Genomic DNA, 21,416 nt, shown 5'->3' with positions numbered 1-21,416 from the left:
ACTGGAACCACGTGAGGCGGCAGGTCAAGCTGAAGGGCCTGACCCCGGCGGAGTTCCGGGAGCTGGCCCTCCGCGAGGCCGCTTAGCGGTTATGATTTAACGCGTCCAAGTTTTGGGGTGCAGTTCATTGACTCAGTGAGTCAGATGAACCCGTCCCCAATGACTCGCGAAAAAGGTGTGGACAGCGCGATTGAATGGGGCTACACTGTGCTCGCACAGACGCGGGACGTTCCGCGGAATCGTATATCGCCCTTTCATTTTCAGGATTCTCATGGTCGAGTCGTTTCGCATGTCTCGACGCCGGATGAAAGGAGCAATCTGATGCAAAACAACTGGAACGATGAATCCTTCTTCGCCGATCTCTGCGCCACCTTCCTGGGTGGAGCCGTCGGCGCTGCCGCTGGGGTGCATCTCGTTCACTTCTTCACGCCCATCCTGTTCTTCCTCATGTTCTTCTTCGGCCTGGGCCTGCTCACCAAGGTCGCGTTCATCGCGTGCCTCGTGGCGCTCCCCTTCGCCGTGGCGTTCACCTGGGGCCGCGCGTACGCCTTCCTGCCCCAGCTATTCGACCAGTTCGGCATCACGCCGGAGACGCTGCTCATCGCCGCCCCGATGCTGCTCTCCCTCGCCGCGCTGCTGATCGCGCTGGTGCTCACGTTCGCGCGGCACCGCGGCTACGCGCTCAAGCTGCTCGTTTGCTATCTCATCCTGTTCATCCCCTATGCGCTGCTGCAGTGCGGCTGGGTCGAGGGCCTCGCCTCCGGCGCCGCGACGCTGGACATGCTCATCGCGGCCGACCTCAACGTCGCGCTTTCCTGCTGGGCCATGCCGGGTCTCGCACTCTTCGTCTTCCACCGGGTCGACGGCAAGGTGCAGGAGCTCCGTCGCGTGAACGACGAGCTCGCAAGGGCCGGTAAGCCCACGCTCGTCGACCGGGCGGCTGCGAACTTCCGCAAGCGCTAAAGCCCCGCCGCGCGGGGATGCCGAAATTGGGCGATTGAAGCCCCGGCATCCCCGCCGGCGCGGAGGGCTCGCCGTCGGAAAACCGAATATCGATCGGATCCTTTCAGGACGCGCAAAAGGCGCGTGCAGCGGGACGCGTATGTCTCGCCGCAAGGAACGAAAGGAGACGTTCTATGTTCGATCGATGCAAGAGCTGGTTCACCGCCACGACGCGTGGGCACGACACATGGGCCAGGAGCCATCGCGCTCAGCTCATCGCCGGTGGGGCCATCGTGGCCGTGCTGGCGCTCGCCATCGTGCTCGCGGTAACGGGCGTTGTCACGCTGCCCGTCCCGACCGAGGCGGCGCGCACGAGCAGCTCGGCAGAGGCGCCGCAGGGCGGACTTGCCGACGATGCCGCGAAGGCCGACGGCAGCGTCCCCGCGGGCGAGAGAGCCAGCTCCAGCGACGCGGATGACAAGGACGAATCCTCGGCGAAAACCTCTGACGGGCGGGACTCTTCTGCCGCGGGTAGCTCCGCGAGCGCATCCAGCTCATCCTCGAGCGCGGGCGCGTCCGAGTCTGGTTCGGCCGGCACCGGCTCCAACAGCTCCGGCTCTGCTACCGCGGGCTCCGGCTCGTCCGCTTCGCATACCCATAGCTGGAAGAACCACACCGCCACCCGCCAGGTGTGGGTCTCCAACATGGTCACCGTCCCCGACTACGAAACGCAGACCGTCTACGGCGCGCGCTTCTACACGATGAGCGGCGACGGCACCTATGTAGCGAACGGCCCCACCTACTGGTTCGAGAACGGCTTCACCACGGCCGACCTGCAGGACATCATCCGCACCGGCATCAAGAACGCCGACGAGAACGGCCTGTATAACGGCGTGTACTACGCCAACTACCAGAACGTCTCGAAGACCGTCCAGGTGCAGGTCGGCTCGCACCAGGAGGATCAAGGTCATTACGAGACCGAGTCCTACGTGGACTACCAGTACTGCAGCTGCGGTGCGCGGCAGTAGCGCGGCGTCGAGTCATTGGGGACGGGTTCGTTTGACTCAGTGAGTCATTTGAACCCGTCCCCACTGGCTCACACCTCGAAGCGGCGCAGATCCCAGCCGCGGCGCTCGGCCTCGCGAACGAGCTCCTCCGGGTCGGCCTCCTCGAGCGCTACGACGTCCGCCATCGCCCACGGCATGCCGACAAACGCCGCCGGCCCCGTCTCGTCGATGAGCGCCTCGCGCAGCTGGTCGACATCGATTTCGATATGCTCGTCCATGGGCGCCTCCTGTCGAATCTCCTGCCGAATTACCTGCCCCCGCTCAAACTCACGCAAGCTCTCCCACCAACGCCGCCGCGTAAAGCGGCACGCTGAACACGGTTCCGTCGAAACCGAAATCCTTGGCCGACACGCGCACAATTATCGGACAGCCGTACTTCTCGGCAAAGCGCGCGGCGCTGGTCGAACGTACCCTTCTGCCGGATTTCACCTCGATGGGCACGATCGCCCCTCCAAGGCTCACCACGAACTCGACCTCGTACGTGCTCTGCATGCCCCAATAATACGGCTGAATGTGCGAAGCAACGAGCTGCTGCATCACGTAGTTCTCCGCCATGCCCCCGCGAAAGCGACCCGTTGCGCGATCGGCGGTTCCGAAGTCCGCAGGCGTAGCGTCGTATGCGCAGGAGAGCAGTCCCGTATCTGCCGCATATAGTTTGAACGACGCGGGATTCTCGAATGACTTGAGCGGAGACCGCCCATCGCTCACCTGGGTGCATTGAGACACGATACCGGCAGCCACCAGCCAATCCACCGCGGTCTGGTAACGATCGGCCTTAGCGCCGCTTGCGACGTAGCGCCACATAAACTTCGTCGATCCGCTCTCTTTCGCGAGCTGAGCGGGCAGGCTATCCCATGTCGTGACGATTTTCGCAGCGTCCGCGGCGGTCGCGTACTTGGTCATGTCGGCAACATACGCAGTCGAGATGTCGCGCTGCCCCCGGCGCACGCGTTCAAGCGACGCCCCCTGAGCCCACAGCGCCACGACCTCGGGCATGCCACCCACAAGCAGATAGTCACGATAGAGCTCCATCATGCGATCATGGAGCGGGCAGCTCATCCGAGACGCGAAGCTTGCGCGCACCACATCGAACGCGCGCTCCTCCCCCATCGCCCAGCAGAATTCCTCGAAGTCCATGGGATGCATGGTGAGCATGTCCACGTATCCAACGGGAAACGACCCGTGCCGCGCCACGTGCACGCCCAGCAAACTGCCCGCCGCGATCACATCGTATTCCGGGGCGTCTTGGTGGAAATACTTGAGCGATGCGATCGCCTGGTCGCATTCCTGCACCTCATCGAAGAAGAGCAGCGTTCCTTCCGGTTCGATGCTACGCCTGAGCAAGGCGGCAAGGAGCTGGACGATGTCTTTGGGGTCGAGACTGCGCTCGAAGGCAGCCTTGAGCGCGGGCTGTCGAACAAAATCGACATGCACGACGCTTTGATAGCGCGTCGCACCGAACTCGAGCACCGACGTGGTCTTCCCCGTCTGACGAGCACCGAACAGGACGAGCGGCTTCTTGCCCTGCTCGGCCGCCCAAGCCTCAAGTGCAGCTGTTACCTTGCGCTTCATGAGGCGTCACCTCCTGCAGAGTCCGGCATGATACGGACTTCGAAGTTGAAATAATAGTCATTATTGCCGATTTTTTCTAGAAATAATCGGCACACGGGACGTTATTTTCCGTAAGTCACTGGGGACGGGTTCGTTTGACTCGGTGAGTCATTTGAACCCGTCCCCAATGACTCTGGGTGCCTCCGATAGCTCGTCGCGCTGGTGCAAACCCCCGCACTTAATGTACCATCGGTAGGTGCACGACGTGCATCAAGACAAGGGAGCCCACCTTGCATAACCCTGCGCATGAGTGCAGGGGGGGGGGTTGTAAAAACTAGCAGCCCTTCCCAGGCATCTCGACAACACAATCGAATACCTCGTGCAGCTCGCCTATCCATGCTGCCGGCGACCATTGTTGCTCAACTTTTCCGCTGGCCGCTGCGGTATCTAGGACGTATCGTCCCATCCGCACGCGCCAAGGAGCCCATCGTCATGACCGCAGCGAATCCCGCCGCCACCCTGCGAGGCGGCGCCCTATGAGCATCGCGACCGCACCGGAGACCTACCGCGGATCCATCACCCGCGAACAATGGCTCATCGACGAGACCCGCACGGTCGCCCGCCTCATGGCAGACGAGGGCATCACAGCAGACGTGGACCTCGTCGCGCGCGTGACCTCGCAGAACCTCTTCTGCTACCCCACGGAGCGCGAGCAAGCCTCCATCACGCGCGCCTGCGCCCGCCGCCTGCGCGCCCTCTCGAACGACCCGGACACGCGCGTCCGCGCCATCGACCTCGTCGCGCACGGCACGCCCGACCAGCACAACCAGACGAACCTCTACGCCATGATGCGCGACAACCGTCTGGTGTGGGACTTCATGCTCTGCCTCGTCGCCCGCAAACTCGAGACGCTCGACACCACGCTGCACCGCTACGAGATCGCCGATTTCCTCGAGGGGCTGCGCGCCCAGAACGAACGGGTCGCCACCTGGAGCGACGCCACGCTCAACAAGGTGCGCCAGGTGCTCACGGCCTGCTTGGTGAACTGCGGCATGTACGACCGTGCGACGGAGCAGCTCAAACCCCTCCTCCTCGACTACGACCTCGAGCTCTGCATGCGCGCGAACGGCGACGACGCCGTGCTGCGCGTCTTCGGCATGGAAGGATAGACATGACCGCATCGGAATCCCCCTCGATCACCATGAGCTTCGAGCTCATCCGCTCGCGGCTGTGCGACCCCAACTTCCTGCAGGGCAAGGGGCTCGGCAACGAGGTCCCCTTCTTCGTGTTCCCCTACGACGCCAAGCAGGAAGACGAGGTGCGCGAACGCACCGAGGCGCTCCTGCGCGCATCGCGGGCGGGCGAGATTCCCGCGCGCATCGTCCGCTTCGACCTATGGGACATCTTCTGCTCCATATGCGAGTACTACGAGGCATTCGACGACCTCAAGCGCTTGGAGGAGCGCCGGGGGGCGTCCATGGCGCTCCAGCAGATCAAAGAGCTCGCCATGCCGGAGGACTACGTGCGCGTCATGGCGGAGCGCTATGAGCGCGAATACGGCGGCGCCAACCCCGGGCGCGACGTGGTGCTCATCACCGGCGTGGGCAAGGTCTACCCCTTCACCCGCGCGCACGACATCCTCGAAAACGCGCAGCCCGTCTTAAGCGAGGTGCCGCTCGTGATGTTCTATCCCGGCGTCTACGACGGCCAGAGCCTCAGGCTCTTCGGCTCCATCGCCGACGGCAACTACTACCGCGCCTTCACCCTGCTCTAACAGCCCAAACGAGTCGAGAACCGATAGAAGGGAACCCCATGCGCATCCACGATATGTTTGAACGCGACATCGACCGCAGCATCAACGGCGTCATCAAGATCGACCAGAACAGCGACGAGATCATCCAGCAGGAGCTCGAGGAGTACGTGGTCACGCGCGAGCTGCGCCGGCACTTCTCCACGTTCTACGACGCCTACGAGCGCGCGCTCGACGTCCCCACGGACAAGATCGGCGTGTGGATCTCGGGCTTCTTCGGCTCCGGTAAATCGCACTTCCTGAAGATGCTCTCCTACCTGCTCTCAAACCGCGAGGTCAACGGCAAGCACGCGCTCGACTACATCGAGCCGCGCTTCGAGGACCCCATGCTCGCCGCGAAGGCCGTGCGCGCCGCCAGCGTTCCCACGGAGACGATCCTCTTCAATATCGACATGAAGGGCTCGGGCAAGGACGAATCGGCCGTGGTGCGCACGTTCTACCGCGTGTTTTACGAGAACCAGGGCTTCTACGGCGCGAACCTCAAGCTCGCGCGCCTGGAATCGCTCATCGAGCTCGAGGGCAAGACGGAAGCCTTCCGCGCGGCCTACGAGCAGGCGAGCGGCCACCCGTGGCTCGAGTGGCGCAACACGTTCCTCTCGAAGTCCGAGCCCCTCATCGAGGCCCTCGTCGCCTGCGGGTTCCAGACGCGCGAGGAAGCCGAGCGCTGGTATGACTCCACCGAGGACGAGGATCTCTCCATCGACACCCTCACGAACGAGATCCGCGCTTACGCCGAGCGCCGCGCCCAGGATCACGACGGCCAGTTCCGTCTGCTCTTCATGGTGGACGAGGTTGGCCAGTACATCGGCGGCGACACGAGCCTCATGCTCAACCTGCAGTCCATCGTGGAGGGCATCGCGTCCAAGTGCGCCGGACGCGTGTGGGTGATCGTGACCGGCCAGGAAGCCATCGACGAGATCACCTCCGTGGCGAGCGACGACTTCTCCAAGATCCAGGGCCGCTTCAACACGCGCCTCTCGCTTTCCAGCTCGGATGCGGGTGAGGTCATCAAGCGCCGCGTGCTCGCCAAGACGCCGGACGCCGCGCAGCTGCTCACCATGAAGTACCAGGAAAACGCCGCCGTGTTGGGCAACCTCTTCGCGTTCAGCGGAGATGCCAAGGCCGACCTGGGCGGCTTCAGCAGCGGCGAGGATTTCGCCGAAACGTTCCCCTTCGTGAACTACCAGTTCACCCTCTTGCAAAACGTTATGAACGAGCTGCGCAAGCAGGGGCATTCCGGCAAGCACCTCTCGAGCGGCGAGCGCTCCATGCTCTCCGGCTTCCAAGAGGCGGCGCAGAGCGTGGAGGACCTGGACGAGAATGCGCTCGTGCCGTTCTGGCGCTTCTACGACAGCGCGCAGGATTTCCTGGAAAGCTATCACCGCCGCGTGATCAACCGCGCCGCGGAGGCCGCCGAACAGGGCAAGGGACTCGAGCCCTACGACGTGGAAGTGCTCAAGCTGCTCTTCCTCATGCGCTGGGTCGAGCGCGACGTCGCGCCCACGGTCGACAACATCGTGACCCTCATGACCGACGACGTGCGCACCAACCGCATGGAGCTGAGCGAGCGGGTGCAGGGCGCGCTCGACCGCCTGCTCAATCAGAACTACATCGCGCGCAACGGCAACCGCTACCAGTTCCTCACGGACGAGGAGCAGGAGATCGCCAACCAAATCGCGCGCACCAAGGTGGATACCGCGCAGGTCACGCACAAGGCGGGCGAGATCCTCTTCAAGGAGATCTTCGACACGCCCAAGCTCATGGTGGAGAAAAACCAGTTCCCCGTGGAGGAATGGATCGACAGCACGCGCGTCAACGCGCCCGGCGGCCTGGTGCTGCGCGTGCTCGCGTGCATCGACGGCTCGGACGCCCCCACGCGCGAGGAGCTCATCATGCGCTCGAGCGGCAGCGAGGCCATCGTGCTGCCCAACCAGGAGATCGACTACATGAGCCCCTTATGGGAGGCGGCGCGCATCGAGCAGTTCACCCGCACGCTCGTGCGCGGCAACCTCCCCGAGAACCAGCAGGCCATCATCCGTTCCAAGCAGCAGGAGAAGACCCGCCTGGAGCGCGAGGCGGGCTCCCTTTTGGAGCAGGCCATCCGCCAGGGCGAGTTCTACGTGCAGGGCCAGCAGGTCACGCCCGCCAAGGCGTCGTCAGCGAAGAAGGCCATGGAGGAATGCCTCACGCGCCTGGTGAACGTGGTCTACCCCAACCTCTCGTTCATCGACACGAACTACGACGGCGACGACGACATCCGCAGGATCCTGAACGGCGCCATGCAGGCGCTGCCCGGCATCGAGCCCAACAAGGAAGCTGTAGGCGAGGTCGAGCGCATGCTCAAGGGCGAGGCGAGCCGCCACCGCACCGTGACCATGGGCGACATCCAGAAGCGTTACCAGAACGCGCCCTACGGCTGGCGCGAGCAGGACATCGCGGGCGTGGTGGCGCTGCTCATGGAGGGCAAGCGCGTGAAGCTCATGTACGCCGGCAAGACCGTCGACCCACACGACCCCAAGTGCGCCACGTACCTGCGCGCGCGGAACATGATCGATAAGGTGCAGGTAGAGGCACGTGTCTCGGTATCCGAGGGCACACGGGCGCGGGCGCGCCAGGTGGTGGAGGAGCTTACCGGCGAGCACAACCTGCCCGTCGAGGAGGACGCGCTCGCCACAGCCGCCCGCAAGCTGCTGATCGAGCGGCTGGACGGGCTCCGGCAGCTTGTGGACACGGAGTATCGCCGCAACAGCCGCTACCCCGGCCGCCGCACCGTGGAGCAGGCCATCGAGGCGCTCAAGGACGTGCTGGCGGCGGGCGCGGACCCGGCGGATTTGCTGACCGCGATCGCGAGCAAGCATGACGACCTGCTCGATGCGGCTGAGGACCTCGAGGACGTGGACACGTTCTTCCTCGCGCAGCGCGACGCCTTCGACCGCGCGAGCCAGCTTCTGGAGAGCATGCAGAACGACCGGAACTACCTCGACGCCAACGAGGAGGCCACCGCGGCGCTCAAGCTCATCGACGAGGTCGTCGACCTGCCGAGCCCCTATCGGCGTATCAAGGAGCTCCCCGACGCCGTGCAGACGGTGCGCACCGCGCACGACCAGCTGCTCAAGGCCAAGCGCGAGGACCTGCTCGAGCGCATCGGGAACGTCTTCGCCGAGACGCGTGCGTATGCCGAGGAATGCGACGTCAAGCTGCCGAGCATCGAGCAGACGCGCCTTGCCTACGAGGGCTATGCGAAGGACTACGACTCGCTCGCCAACCTCGATGCCCTGCGCACGCGCTTGGAACAGGCGCAGAACAAGCTGTACAGCGAGATCGAGACCGAACGCGACCGCTTGAAGGAGCGGCATGCCGCGCCGGCGGTCTCGCCCGCACGCACCGGCGCGAGCACCGGCGACGCACCCGTCGCCGCGGGCACGGGAGCGCGGACAACCGCTGCCCCCGCCCCGGCGCCCAAGCCGAAGCTCAGGTTCGTCCCGCGCAGCGAGGTCTTCAAGCCCAAGCGCCTGCGCAACGAGGAGGAGATCGAGCAGTACCTGCAGCAGGCTCGCGAGCAGCTGCTCCGCGACCTCGAGGGCTACGACGCCATCCAGATGAACTAGCGAACCACCGCGGCCGAAGGAAGGCATATGGACACCAAACCGCTCGAGAAATTCTGCCCCTGGGCTCGCAACAAGCTCATCGAGGCCGTTCACACCAACTGCGTCCTCAACGGGCTGGACGACGCCGGCCGCGCTACGGCAGGCGTCGGCGCCGAGGCCATCGGCGAGCATGTGCTCTCACCGAACGAGCGCCAGCAGCGCGACAACCTCTTCAAGCGCATCGAGGAGGTCGGCTACGAGGCGTTCCTGGAGCAGGAAGCCTACACCTGGTTCAACCGCTTCATGGGCATTCGCTACATGGAGCTGCACGGCTACCTGCCGAGCGGCATCCGCATGCTCTCGGGTACGGACGGCTCGTTCAACCCCGCGTGCCTGCAGGCGCCCGGCGAGCTCGATCTGCCCGGGCTCGACCGCGACCAGGCGATCGACCTCGCCATCGCCGGTGAGCGACAGGAGCTCTTTCGCCTCATCCTCATCGCGCAGTGCGACCAGCTGGCCGACGCCCTGCCAAGCGTGTTCGACCATGTGGACGACGACGCCCTCCTGCTGCCGCATAACCTGCTCGACAAAGACGAGAACAGCGTGCTCTACCACCTGGTAGCGGACATCCCGGAGGAGACCTGGCACGACGTCGAGGTCATGGGATGGATGTACCAGTTCTACAACAGTGAGCTCAAACGCGCGTACTTCGATAGCAAGCGCAAAGCGGCCGTGGAAGACATCCCGCCCGCCACACAGCTCTTCACGCCCGACTGGATCGTGCGCTACATGGTGGACAACTCGCTCGGACGGCTGTGGATGCTCAACTTCCCCGAGAGTCGCCTCGCCGAGCGCGCGCAGGCAGCAGACCCCGCCGACCGCCTCATGGAGTACTACATCGCACCGGACGAGGAGCACGAGGACGTCATCCGCATATCCGGGCCGGAGGACATCACCTTCTGCGACCCGGCATGCGGCTCGGGGCATATCCTGGTGTACGCATTCCGCCTGCTGTTCGCCATGTACCAGGAGCGCGGCTACCGCGAGCGCGAGATTCCGTCGCTCATCTTGGAGAAGAACCTCTCCGGCATGGAGATCGATCCGCGCGCCGCGCAGATCGCCGAGTTGGCGCTCGCCATGTGCGCCCGCGAGCACGACCGCCGCTTCTTCACGCGCGGCGTGCGGGCGGATGTTCGGGTGCTGGAAAGCGTGGAGATCGATGCCGATGGCCTCGCGTCCGAAAGCCCCCTGCGCGAGCGAAGCGAACTGCTTGAGGGGCTAGCGCACCTGAGCGAGATCGGCAGCCTGCTCGCGCCGGGTGAGGACGACATCGCCGCGCTTGAGAGCGAGCTCGCCGAAAACGCAAATGACACTATCTTCGCCTCGCATACGAGCGCGCGCGTGGAGCGTGCGCTTGGCATGTGCCGCACGCTCGCACGCCGCTTCGACGTAGTGGTCGCCAACCCGCCGTACATGGGCGGCAGCAGCTTCAACCCGTTCATGAGCAAATGGATGAAGAAGCACTATCCCGACAGCTGCAAGGATCTGTGCACGGCGTTCATCGAGCGCATCTTTAGCATGCTTGAGCCAGACGGTTATGCCGGAATCACCGGAACCAACAGCTGGATGTTCCTTTCTTCATTTGAATCGCTTCGCAACGCGATTATCGATAGGCATGGCATCGCCACACTTGTCCAGCTCTCCGTACACGGGTTCAAGGGCATTGCCGCGCAAGTATGCACCGGTGTGTTCACTGAAGGCCACACTGATGGAGCTAAGGGTGCATACATTCGCTTAAACGATTTCGATCATCATTCGCTTCAAAAGCCGAAAACTCTCGAAGCCATCCAAAACCCCGACTGCGGCTACTTCTACCGAGCCGACGCCACCACCTTCCACGACATCCCCGGCTCCCCCATCGCCTACTGGGCAAGCGAGGCGATGCATGACGCGTTCTTAAATAAACCACTACTTGGAACAATCGCAAACCCGAAACAGGGAATTAAGACTGGAGACAATGCCCGCTTCCTAAGAATGTGGTTTGAGGTCAAACAGGATAACTGCAGTATTTGGAATGGTACTAAATGGTTTCCGTGCAATAAGGGCGGGGACTTCCGGTTGTGGTATGGCAACAATGATTACTTGCTCAACTGGGAGAAAGATGGTTTTGAAATCAAACATTTCACAGATGAGAAGGGGCGATTGAGGTCTCGTCCGCAAAACCTGTCGTACTTCTTCAAAAAGGGACTAACTTATACAAACATCAGTTCAGGACGTTTTGGAGTCCGCTATTGCAGCGACATATTCACATTTGATGCGGCGGGATCCATGATTTTTCTCGAAAACGAGAACGGTCTTCCCAATTTATTAGCTTTTCTATGCTCTAGCGTTGCGACTTCTTTCTTCAATCTCTTAAGTCCCGGACTGTCTTTTGAGGTAGGGGATATCGCCTTGATTCCTTATGAGCGTCTTCTACCCGACCCTGTAAATCAGATTGCAGAACAATGCATTCAGCTCTCCAAGCAAGATTGGGACTCCCAAGAGACCTCTTGGGACTTCAAATGCAGCCCTCTTGTCTAGAAAGAAGGTTTACTGATGGACAAATTCGAACTGTTTGAACGCTACTTTTCCTTCGGGTTTAACCTCATTCAAAAAGATGACATCAAATATGATGAGGCAACAGACTCCACCGTTCTTCATTTGGAAATTGTTGCATCTTATGCCATCCCAATGGATGACGCGCCGGATCTCGGCATCATCGTTCAAGATGTTGTCCTCACGCAAAATGATGACTCGCCAAATCGAACTCTTTGGTCACAAAAACAGACGCCATTCTGTGTCCAATTTGACGGCAACATCATTCGCCACAAGCTAACCTTCATCTCAAAAGGACGAGTCAGCCAAGGGATCGTGCGCGATTCTTTGGAAAGCGCAGAGGTTGTTGCTACGCTCGAGTCGAAAAAACTAAATGAATCCATCGAACTGACTTCTTCAATATCCTTCGATTCTCAATCAGGCGCCCTTGTCTTCGGCAAACCAAAAAAGCGAATCATCAACCATGCCAATCAAACTGATGAGGTTGTGACATGTTAGGCAAGGTTTTCTTAGTTGGAGCCGGGGCAGAAATCGACTTCGGTATACCCAGCGGAAATAAATTTCTGCTGGATACATATTTCACAAAGAATGATCATATGCTCGATGCGCTTAAAAGTTACTACGGATCTCATGGCAAAAACTTGCCACAGTATAAGCGCGTGTTTCATTTTATAGCCGCTTCACACGTATTCCATCAACTGATTAAAGGAATCAGAAACGAAAGGCCTCAGGTTCTAGCCGATCTAATGGAAATCTCAATTGAAGAGCTCTATCAACGAGAGCTGAGCAAAGACGATTACAAGCGACTTTTTGACACCCTAATAATTAAAGCAAGTGATGAAGGCGAGATGCAGGAAAAATCTGACGCTCTTTTTTCACTGCCATTGGATTCGTACTACGGAACACTGGAATCTCTTTACTCCAGCATCCTGACCCCAAAAAACCACCCCGACAATTTCTGGAAGCTCATTAATTATTATTGGAGCGCATATTTCTCCATCATTCGTCCCCTTCTCCTCACAGATGCTGCGAAAACAAGAGGGCTGGATGATTCATTTGAATATGTGCTAAACCATCTTGACTATGTTACGAAAACCGTTTGGTCTATGGATTTTGTCCAAGAGTTGATTTTATCTAGGGAGAATTACTTCGGCCAGCTTCGACATGTGCCGGACTATGTGATTACAACCAATTACACGCCATTCGTTACCGCTCTAACAAAAGACCCTGATGACTGTCTTTTCTTGTCTGGATCTCTTGCCCACTTCGAATCGGCATCTACGCTCGATTGTTTCGATTGCAGGAAGAACTCTCAGTCGACGGATAGCGTTGATGCTCCTTTTCCATTCCTAATGACCAGATCTCCAATTAAGCCAATTATCAATTCATACCAGCTTAGGATTTATTCGAAAACATTAAGCGTGCTCGACAATTGTTCGCATCTTTTTGTTCTTGGTTACTCATTTTGCGAGGACGACGCCCATATCGCGGCGATGATTCGAGACTATTTGTCGCACGGCTCAATGACTTACTTCAAATACCTAGATTCAGACGAACCATATAATCCGAGCTCCTTCAAGAAGGACTTGTCTCAAAGCCTCAGAGTTGACGTGCATACGCTAGAGAAGAAATGCGAGATTATTTGCATCAATAAGAATAATGCGTTCCATAGTGTTCGTGATAGCTTATCAATCGGTAAGGAATATAAGTGAATACGCTGGCCGATTGCAAAGCTGTGGAATGCCCTGCATCCTACAGGACACTACCGATGCCGCATAATACGCCCTCTCTCAAACGCGTAACCAAGATGGTCAAAACTAGGGCGCGCGGCCACGCCCTATTACTTATGTGGAATAGAAGAAGCTACGGCTGGAATCACAAACTGTGCCGTTTGAATTGGTCGGAAGCTTCCCATCCCTTAGAATCGATGATTTTCTTGGAAGCCCACCCTTACGGCCAGACCATGCCAGCACAGGTGCACATGCTGCAACTTGGTCTTGTTGCCCGTCGACAGCAAACCCTTCCATTCGGCATGTCATACTTTACAAATTTAGACAAGCTCAAAGTGAAATCTTGTGAGGTAACGGCTAGTTCACGCGACGGAATCACCCATGCTACAATGCGGCAAGCGGCTGCTTGCGATGGGGATCTCAGGCAGCACCGCTTGATTTGGGTGGGGGCTGCCTACCGCTTAGCGGTGGTAGCCCTTCTTCCTCCTCTCACATATGCATTCACGAGCCTTGAATGCACGCTTAATTGCCTCGTTCAGAAGCTTGATGACGAGAACCGCCAGGCTCAATCACTACAGGCGATGCTTGCGCAGCTTCTTCAGGAAGTCCTTTTCGAACCGTTTGCGCATGCCAAAGAAGAGCTGATCGGTGCTTCCTGTCTCGGAGTTTGCGTACTTGAGCGCTTCGAGCTCGAGCGTGCAGATGTAATCGGCAACCTGGGAAAGTCGATAGCGCGTAGGCGACGCATCGCGATAAACAATGGCCTCCTTGGACAATGCGAACTCGACGGCATCATGCAGCGTTTGAGTAACCAAGGTCTGCCCGTTGTCGTAATAGACCTTAACTTCATCGAATTGTTGCAGATAATCAAGGTGATCAAGCAGGAAGACAGCGATATCCCGCCTGATGCGCTTGATTGTGCCACGTGGCGCCATCATGTTGTCATCAAGTTCAGACTTCTTATAGGAAAACGCCGCATACCTAAACGGGAGGTACTGCAGAAAGACGCGGAACGCTGCGAGGTGCTTCTTGCGCTCCTCAACATCCATTCCTTTGTATCCGTCGTTCCCGTTAAGCAGCGGCGAGAGATGGAGAGGGATATCCCTAAGCCCCTTCCTATTCAGGGCATTGCGATAGTCCGCCTCATATCGAGCAAATCCCTCGCTTTGTTCATGGAATACGAGAACTATGAGGTAGTACTTGGATTCGGTACCGGGATCGCCGGACTCATCAACGAATATGGAAAGATCCCTCATAGTCCCCACGCCCCCAATAACAAAAATGCCGGGGGAAAACCCCCGGCTGTCGGAGGCCCTCCTTGTGGGGAAGACCACCTACGTTATACCACACGCCGGTTCGGCAATTCAATCATACCAAAATACGAACACATGTTCTCCATCATAGACACGAACACCTGTTCTTCACATAGAAAGGCGGCATAGCATGGCAACCCTCATCCGCGACAAGTACGAGGCGCACAAGGCCGAGGTCAATGCGCGCTTCGACCAGCTCAAAGCCAACGAGGAAGAGCTCAATCGCATCTTCGCGGAGATCTACAACATGGTGGGCGAGGTGCCCATTGAGGTCGAGGACAAGTACGTCTCGGTCGCGCGGGTCTTCGACACGGCCGACGAGATCCCCGAGAGCTTCAAGGGCAACAACTACGTCCGCACCATGCGCGACGAGATCGTCTCGCTCATCTCCTATGCCGTGGGCTGCATGTTCGGCCGCTACTCGCTCGACGTGGTCGGCCTGGTGCTCGCCAACCAGGGCGACACCGTGAACGAATACCTCGCCAAGATGCCCGACCCTGCGCACGTGAGCTTCATGCCTGTGGCAGACAACGTCCTGCCCATCACGGACGACGCCTACTTCGAGAACGACATCTGCACGCTCTTCGAGCGCTTCCTCGTGGCGGCCTATGGCGCGGAGACGCTCGAGGAAAACCTGCGCTTCGTGGCCGACGCCCTCTCCCCCGCCGCCAAGGGCACCCCGCGCGAGACCGTGCGCGCGTACTTCCAGAAGGAGTTCTTCGCCGACCACTGCAAGACGTACAAGAAGCGCCCCATCTACTGGCTGCTCGACGCCGGCAAGAAGGGTAGCTTCCGCGCCCTCTTCTACATGCACCGCTACCAGCCGGATTTCTTCGCGCATCTACGCACCGCCTACGTGCACCCGCAGCAGGAGCGCCTGCGCGCCCGGCTGGACGACATCGCCGCCGCCGAGGACGCTGCGAACGGCCGCCAGAAAGCAGCGCTCGCCAAGGAGGAGAAGCGGCTCCTCGCCCAGCAAACCGAGCTCCGCACCTTCGAGGAGAAGGTGCATGCCCTCGCCGACCAGATGATCGCCATCGACCTCGACGACGGCGTGAAGGTGAACTACCCGAAGTTCGGCGACGTGCTCGCGAAGATCAAGTAAGGAACGCGTTCGTGAACCCTATGCCCCAACACACCGCTCAAACATCACACACTGTTTGCGCTGAATCGCCGACGCGGGTCGCGCCGCTCGTCTTCGATCGCCAAAACGGTCACCTCGCGGCGCGCATCGTCGACGCAGTAGTAGATGCCGTACTGCGCGCAAAACAGGACGCGGCACGGCACCGGAGGCCGCGCTGCGGTGTAGTAGGGCTCGTATACCTGCCCGTAGTAGGGGAACCGCGCAAGGGTATCGATCAGCTCCCCCACACGCTCGTAGATGCGGTCGGACGCGATGCTCGCATAGGCGTACACGGCTTCATCGGTAAGCGATACCTCGTAGGGCTCGCGTGCGTCCGCGTCCCGCACCTGCTCACGCCCCATGGCGCGCCTGCCGGATGCGGTCTGCGTCTGCCTTTGCCTGAGCCCACGTGCGCGTCCGGCCGTTCAGCATATCGTCGTATCCGCGCGCGATGGCACGCTGCACGCGTTCCTCATGCTCGCGAAGGCTGTCGAACGCAGCATAGCGCTCGTCAAACTCCTCGGCGTCCATCACCACGAGCGAAGCCGACCCGTTCTTGGTCAGGTACACCGGGCGCTTGGTCTCGTGACATTCGGACGCGATGGCGCCGAAGTTGCGCTGCAGATCCGAGATAGGGCGAACCGTTGGCATGGGTTACCTCCATACATAAGAAGTTACCAAAAATTATATGTACATTGCGATGAAACACAATGGTAGGAGCAAAGCGAGATGAGAACCACCGACATTCAATCCGAGTTGCAGCGCCTCTTCGGCGCGCAGGATTCTGCGCAGGGAGGCGCCATCGTGGTATGGCACGATCCCGACGGCTCCTTCACCGAGACGCTTGACACCCTCGACCTGCCCGGCGTGGAGGTCATCCGCGAGGAGGACGGGAGCCGGTTCGCGCTCAAATGCCGCCTGAACGAGAACCTGGACGGCCAGCGCATCCTGCTGTACCGCCGCTGCCTGCGCCGGCTCGACGGCGACTGGTTCGCGGATGTGGAGGCGCGCTCGCAGAGCTTCTCAGCCGATTACGCGAGCGTGCAACTGCGCGAGCTGGGCGCGCCGGATACTCCGGAGATGCGCGAGGCGCTGCAGGCTCACCGCGCCTTCCTTGCCAAGAAGACCAACATGAAGCGCATCGGGAAGCTCGCGGAGACATGCGCCACGCCGCAGGAGCTCGAGGTGGCCATCATGGCCGTCGCCCTGGGAGCGCCGGAAGCGGATCCGGTGGCGCTCCTGCGCACCTACCTCACCGGCGCCGAGGACGAGGGCACCGCACAGCTGCTCGAAGCGCTCGACGTCGCGGGCGCGCAGGCGTCGTTCACCGCGGCGGTGCGCGCATGGACGGGCTTCACCGGGGATGTCGCCGATGCCGCGGCGCTCATCCAGCACGTGCTGCTGAGCGCCCTCGCACCGCGCCTGCCGGAGCGCGCGCTCGAACCGCTGAGCGCCTGCTACTCTCTGCCGCACGCGACGTTCTGCCACGCGGTCTTCAGCGAATGGGTGCACAGCGACCAGCGCGAGGAGCTGTTCTCCCTGTGCAGGGCGGTGGAGCAGGCCACCAACATGGAGCTTGTGCTGGGCAGCGTCGCGACCGAGGACCTCGACTATGCCGATATCCTCCCCTGCATCGACGCCGTCATCCTGCGCCGCCTGTTCGACATGGTGAGCGCGAGCGCGGAGCATGTCGACGCCGTGCTGGACGCAGCCGCGAGCCGGCGCAACACCGCGTGGTACCCGACGTTCTCGAGCTTCTACGAGGGCGTCATCGCGGCGGCGAACATGCAGCGCTTCTACCGCGACCACGGCCCCACCCTGGCGCCCGGCGCCGCGGAGCAGGTGTGGCGCTTCTACACGGAGCACGGCTACCAGATGGATCGCTGGTACCGCGACCTGCACGTGGCGCTCACCCACGCCCTGCGCGAGAGCGACGGCGTCGCGTACAACCTCGACGAGGACTTCCGCTCCTGCACCGATGCCATGGAGAACCTCTACAAGGGATGGTTCCTCAAGGAGCTCGCGCGGCGCTGGACGGGCGCGGCCGAGGCGAACCTGCTCGCGCAGGGCTATGCCGACGGCATCCCGCGCCAGGTTGACTTCGACCTGGCCGAGGTGGGGCCGCTCGCGCGGTCGAGCAAGCGCGCATGGGTGATCATCTCGGACGCGCTGCGCTACGAGGTGGCCTCCGAGCTGTGCGAGCGCCTGGAGCGCGAGACCAAGGGGTCGTGCGCGCTCGGCGCCATGCAGGCGGAGTTCCCGTCGATCACGAAGTGCGGTATGACGGCGCTGCTGCCCAAGGGCTCGTTCACCATGGCAGAGGTTCCGCCGCCCGGGCACGGCCTCGCGGTGATGGCGGATGGGCGGGAAGTCCCCACGTGCAAAGCGCGCGAGCAGGCCATCCGCGCGCACTACCCCTCAGGCGTGGCCGTGCGCTACGACGAGTTCGTGAACGACATGACCCGCGCGGAGCGCCGCAAGCGCGTGGACGACGCGGACGTGGTGTACATCTACCACGACACCATCGACGCCATAGGCGACAAGCCCGCCACCGAGCGCAAGGTGTTCACCGCCTGCGACGAGGCGATCGACGAGATCGTCGCCTGCGTGCAGCTCATCGTGCGCGAGTTCAACGCGGCGGGCATAGTCGTGACGGCCGATCACGGCTTCCTGTACACCGCCGTCCCCCTCACCGAGTCCGAGCACGCCGTGTTGAGCGACGTGTCGGGTGAGGTCGTGGAATCCGGCCGCCGCTACGTGGTGGCGCGCGAGGGCGCCTCATCCGACCCGCTCGTCCAGGTGGCGCTCCCCGCCTCGGGCGCGGGCGGAGCGGACGCGCTCGTGGGCTTCGCGCCGCGCGAGTGCATGCGCCTGCGCCAGCCCGGCGGCGGCGAGAACTACGTGCACGGCGGCATCTCGCTGCAGGAGCTGTGCGTACCGGTGCTGCGCTTCACCAACAAGCGCGCCGGCTCGAGGGGCTACGTGGAGAACGCGCCCGCGGGCATCTCGCTCGTCTCGCAGATCGACACCATCTCCAACAGCATCTTCACCCTCGAGCTGCTGCAGGAGAACCCCGTGGGCGGCAAGGTGCTCCCCGCCACCTACGAGCTCTTCGTGGGCGACGCCGCGCAAGCGCCCGTGACCGACACCGCGCTCGTGGTGGCCGACCGCGCCGACGAGGACGCCCGCCGCCGCGTGACGCACGTGCAGCTGAGCCTGAAGCCCGGCGTGCAGACCTCCGAGAGCCAGCGCTACTTCCTCTATGCGCGCAACACGGCCTCGGGGACGGTTCAGAGCCTGCGCGAGCTGCGCATCCGCATCTCCTTTGCCCCTTCGATTGATTTTGGATGGTAGAGACCATGGAACAAGAACACATCACCGCGCCCGTGGCGGAAGCGCCCGCGTATGAAAAGGACGCGCTCGACGAGAAGATCGTGCGCAACTTCCCCGGCAAGATCGTGCGCAAGGACCTCACCGCACTCATGAAGCGGGGTGCGGGCATCCCCACGTTCGTCCTCGAGTACCTGCTGGGCATGTACTGCGCCACCGACGACCCCGAGGCGCTGGCGGCGGGGCTCGACCGCATCCGCAAGATCCTCGCCGATAACTACGTGCGCACCGAGGAGAGCGAGGTCATCAAGTCGCGCATCCGCGAGCTCGGCCAGTACACGATCATCGACAAGGTGAGCGCCTCGCTGGACGAGCGCCGCGACCTCTATGTGGCGCAGCTCGCCAACCTGGCCATCGAGCCGTTCGTCATGCCCGACGAGTACGTGCGCAAGTACACCAAGATGCTCACGGGCGGTATCTGGTGCATCGCGCGCATCCAGTACCTCCGCCCGGAGGATGCCGTCGAGGATCCGCTCGCCGATGTCTTCGGCGAGGATCCCGCGGCGGCCACCAAGCTCAAGCCGCAGGCCGGGAAGAAGGGGCCGGAGAACTCGCCGTTCCATATCCTCGACCTCACGCCCATCCAGATGCCGAACCTCGACGTGGACGAGCTCATCAGCCACCGCGCCGATTTCACCACCGACGAGTGGATCGCGCTCATCCTGCGCTCCGCCGGCTACGAGCCGAGCGTCCTCTCGCCCCGCGAGCGCCTGCACTTCCTCACGCGCATGGTGCCGCTCATCGAGCTTAACTACAACCTGTGCGAGCTGGGGCCGCGCGGCACGGGCAAATCGCACATATACACCGAGGTCTCGCCCTACTCCTACCTGCTTTCCGGCGGGCAGGCCACCACGGCCATGCTCTTCGCCAACAACACGGCGCGCACGGGCGGCATCGGCCTCGTGGGGCATTGGGACTGCATCGCCTTCGACGAGGTCGCCGGCATGCACTACAAGGACGAGAACGCCATTCAGATCATGAAGGGCTACATGGCGAACGGCACGTTCGGCCGCGGGCGCGAGCAGTTCAACGCCGAGGCCTCCATGGTGTTCGAGGGCAACATCAACGATTCCGTCGCGAATATCCTGAAGACGACGCACCTCTTCGAGCCCTTCCCGCCCGAGTTCAACAACGACAGCGCCTTCTTCGACCGCATCCACTGCTACCTGCCCGGCTGGGAGGTTCCCAAGATGCGCTCCGACCTGCTCACCGGGCGCTACAGCCTCATCACCGACTGTCTCTCCGAGTTCTGCCACGAGATGCGCCGACGCGACTTCACGCACTACATCGACCAGTACTTCCGCCTGAACAGCGACTTCAACCGCCGCGACGAGATCGGCGTGCGCAAGACGTTCTCCGGCCTGGCGAAGCTCGTCTTCCCCGATGGCCGGATGGGCAAGGAGGACGTGCGCATGCTGCTGGAGTACGCCATCGAGGGGCGGCGGCGCGTGAAGGAGCAGCTCAAGATCATGGCGGGCATCGAGTTCATCGATGTGCAGCTGGGGTACGTCGACGTGGAGAACCCCTCCGAGTCCGTGGTCGTGCGCGTGCCGGAGCAGGCGTCCGATACGCTCATCCCCGAGGGCGGGCTCATGCCCGGGCACGTCTTCGCCATCGGCACCTCCGTGGGCGACGAGACCGCGGTGTACAAGCTCGAGAACAAAGCGGTGACCGGCGAGATGCGGTTCAGCGTGGAGGGCGTAGGGCACAACAAGCCCGTGAGCGATTCCCTCAACGCCGCGTTCGAGCAGTTCAAGCAGAACGCGCCGCGCCTCGCGAGCGGCATGAACATCGCGTCGAAGAACTACCTGCTCTACTACAACGACATCCAGAACAAGGGGCTCTCGGCGGAGCTCTCGCTCGCCGAGTTCATCGGCCTGTGCTCCGCAGCCGCGAACCACCCCGTGATGCCTGGGCTCGTCATCCCCGGCATCCTGCGCATCTCGGGCACGCTCGAGCCCATCTCGAACCTCGAGGACGTGATGCGCGTCGCCAAGAACGCCGGCGCGAAGCGCGTGCTGCTGCCGATGAGCTCCATCGCGGACCTGCAGGGCATCTCTCCCGAGCTCATCGGCTCCGTGTCGCCCGAGTTCTACAACACCGGCGACATCGTGTCCGCCGCCCAGAAGGCCCTCGGCATCTGAGTCATTGGGGACGGGTTCGTTTGACTCGCTGAGTCATTGAACCGCCCCCCGTTTCTTGGACACGGAAATGGAGGTCCGAGAGATGGGGGGCATTCTCATGTCCATCGACCTACGGTACGGGCACGGGCGCGCGGCGAGGTCGCTCGCCGCGGACCTGTTCGCGG

The 21,416-nt window shown here is 61.6% G+C and carries 17 protein-coding genes; 12 read left to right on the top strand and 5 right to left on the bottom strand.

Annotated elements, in window-relative coordinates:
- From B5G02_RS10345 to B5G02_RS09435, 3 genes are all read left to right on the top strand, one after another.
- Window positions 1–86 (top strand): IS3 family transposase (locus tag B5G02_RS10345; RefSeq protein ID WP_428843242.1); only part of this gene is annotated, 86 nt, incomplete at its 5' end.
- A 235-nt stretch (window positions 87–321) separates the two neighbouring features.
- Window positions 322–963, top strand: a complete 642-nt coding sequence (locus tag B5G02_RS09440) for a hypothetical protein (RefSeq protein ID WP_094336032.1) — start codon at window positions 322–324, stop codon at window positions 961–963.
- 173 nt (window positions 964–1,136) lie between these two features.
- Window positions 1,137–1,970 (top strand): hypothetical protein, encoded by an 834-nt coding sequence (locus tag B5G02_RS09435; RefSeq protein ID WP_094336031.1) that lies wholly within the window; start codon window positions 1,137–1,139, stop codon window positions 1,968–1,970.
- A gap of 68 nt (window positions 1,971–2,038) precedes the next feature.
- On the opposite strand, the gene B5G02_RS09430 is transcribed toward B5G02_RS09435, so the two are convergent.
- Window positions 2,039–2,227, bottom strand: coding sequence for a hypothetical protein (locus B5G02_RS09430; RefSeq protein WP_094336030.1), 189 nt, complete (start codon window positions 2,225–2,227; stop codon window positions 2,039–2,041).
- A gap of 49 nt (window positions 2,228–2,276) precedes the next feature.
- Window positions 2,277–3,581, bottom strand: coding sequence for an ATP-binding protein (locus B5G02_RS09425; protein WP_094336029.1), 1,305 nt, complete (start codon window positions 3,579–3,581; stop codon window positions 2,277–2,279).
- A 515-nt stretch (window positions 3,582–4,096) separates the two neighbouring features.
- Here B5G02_RS09425 and B5G02_RS09420 point away from each other — a divergent pair.
- From B5G02_RS09420 to B5G02_RS10085, 6 genes are read left to right on the top strand one after another with little or no spacing between them, the layout of a single operon-like run.
- Window positions 4,097–4,729: a DUF1819 family protein gene (locus B5G02_RS09420; protein WP_094336028.1), complete on the top strand. Its 633-nt coding sequence runs from the start codon at window positions 4,097–4,099 to the stop codon at window positions 4,727–4,729.
- A 2-nt stretch (window positions 4,730–4,731) separates the two neighbouring features.
- Complete coding sequence (locus B5G02_RS09415) at window positions 4,732–5,334, top strand: DUF1788 domain-containing protein (protein ID WP_094336027.1); 603 nt, start codon at window positions 4,732–4,734, stop codon at window positions 5,332–5,334.
- A gap of 38 nt (window positions 5,335–5,372) precedes the next feature.
- Window positions 5,373–8,978, top strand: a complete 3,606-nt coding sequence (gene brxC, locus B5G02_RS09410; RefSeq protein ID WP_094336026.1) for a BREX system P-loop protein BrxC — start codon at window positions 5,373–5,375, stop codon at window positions 8,976–8,978.
- A 27-nt stretch (window positions 8,979–9,005) separates the two neighbouring features.
- On the top strand, window positions 9,006–11,537 hold the full coding sequence (gene pglX / locus B5G02_RS09405; protein WP_094336025.1) for a BREX-1 system adenine-specific DNA-methyltransferase PglX: 2,532 nt from the start codon (window positions 9,006–9,008) through the stop codon (window positions 11,535–11,537).
- 15 nt (window positions 11,538–11,552) lie between these two features.
- Window positions 11,553–12,050 (top strand): hypothetical protein, encoded by a 498-nt coding sequence (locus B5G02_RS09400; RefSeq protein ID WP_094336024.1) that lies wholly within the window; start codon window positions 11,553–11,555, stop codon window positions 12,048–12,050.
- Window positions 12,044–13,264: a hypothetical protein gene (locus B5G02_RS10085; protein ID WP_143758308.1), complete on the top strand. Its 1,221-nt coding sequence runs from the start codon at window positions 12,044–12,046 to the stop codon at window positions 13,262–13,264. The genes B5G02_RS09400 and B5G02_RS10085 overlap by 7 nt, the downstream gene beginning before the upstream one ends.
- A gap of 590 nt (window positions 13,265–13,854) precedes the next feature.
- On the opposite strand, the gene B5G02_RS09395 is transcribed toward B5G02_RS10085, so the two are convergent.
- Window positions 13,855–14,538 (bottom strand): DUF3800 domain-containing protein, encoded by a 684-nt coding sequence (locus tag B5G02_RS09395; RefSeq protein ID WP_094336033.1) that lies wholly within the window; start codon window positions 14,536–14,538, stop codon window positions 13,855–13,857.
- A 187-nt stretch (window positions 14,539–14,725) separates the two neighbouring features.
- Here B5G02_RS09395 and B5G02_RS09390 point away from each other — a divergent pair, with 187 nt between their 5' ends.
- Window positions 14,726–15,700 (top strand): hypothetical protein, encoded by a 975-nt coding sequence (locus B5G02_RS09390; protein ID WP_094336023.1) that lies wholly within the window; start codon window positions 14,726–14,728, stop codon window positions 15,698–15,700.
- 44 nt (window positions 15,701–15,744) lie between these two features.
- On the opposite strand, the gene B5G02_RS09385 is transcribed toward B5G02_RS09390, so the two are convergent.
- Both B5G02_RS09385 and B5G02_RS09380 read right to left on the bottom strand, forming a co-directional pair.
- The gene (locus B5G02_RS09385; RefSeq protein WP_094336022.1) at window positions 15,745–16,080 is read right to left on the bottom strand and encodes a type II toxin-antitoxin system RelE/ParE family toxin; all 336 of its coding nucleotides are present in this window, start codon (window positions 16,078–16,080) and stop codon (window positions 15,745–15,747) included.
- The gene (locus B5G02_RS09380) at window positions 16,070–16,369 is read right to left on the bottom strand and encodes a type II toxin-antitoxin system Phd/YefM family antitoxin (RefSeq protein ID WP_094336021.1); all 300 of its coding nucleotides are present in this window, start codon (window positions 16,367–16,369) and stop codon (window positions 16,070–16,072) included. The genes B5G02_RS09385 and B5G02_RS09380 overlap by 11 nt, the downstream gene beginning before the upstream one ends.
- Before the next feature lie 78 nt (window positions 16,370–16,447).
- Between B5G02_RS09380 and pglZ the strand changes: the two genes are divergently transcribed.
- Window positions 16,448–19,072 (top strand): BREX-1 system phosphatase PglZ type A, encoded by a 2,625-nt coding sequence (gene pglZ, locus B5G02_RS09375; protein ID WP_094336020.1) that lies wholly within the window; start codon window positions 16,448–16,450, stop codon window positions 19,070–19,072.
- A gap of 5 nt (window positions 19,073–19,077) precedes the next feature.
- Complete coding sequence (gene brxL, locus B5G02_RS09370) at window positions 19,078–21,252, top strand: BREX system Lon protease-like protein BrxL (protein ID WP_094336019.1); 2,175 nt, start codon at window positions 19,078–19,080, stop codon at window positions 21,250–21,252.
- Window positions 21,253–21,416: the final 164 nt, after the last annotated feature.

This window comes from [Collinsella] massiliensis (assembly GCF_002161605.1).
Taxonomy (GTDB): domain Bacteria; phylum Actinomycetota; class Coriobacteriia; order Coriobacteriales; family Coriobacteriaceae; genus Enorma.
The sequence above is the reverse complement of the archived record's forward strand: the minus strand, read 5'-3'. Positions and strand labels throughout refer to the sequence as shown.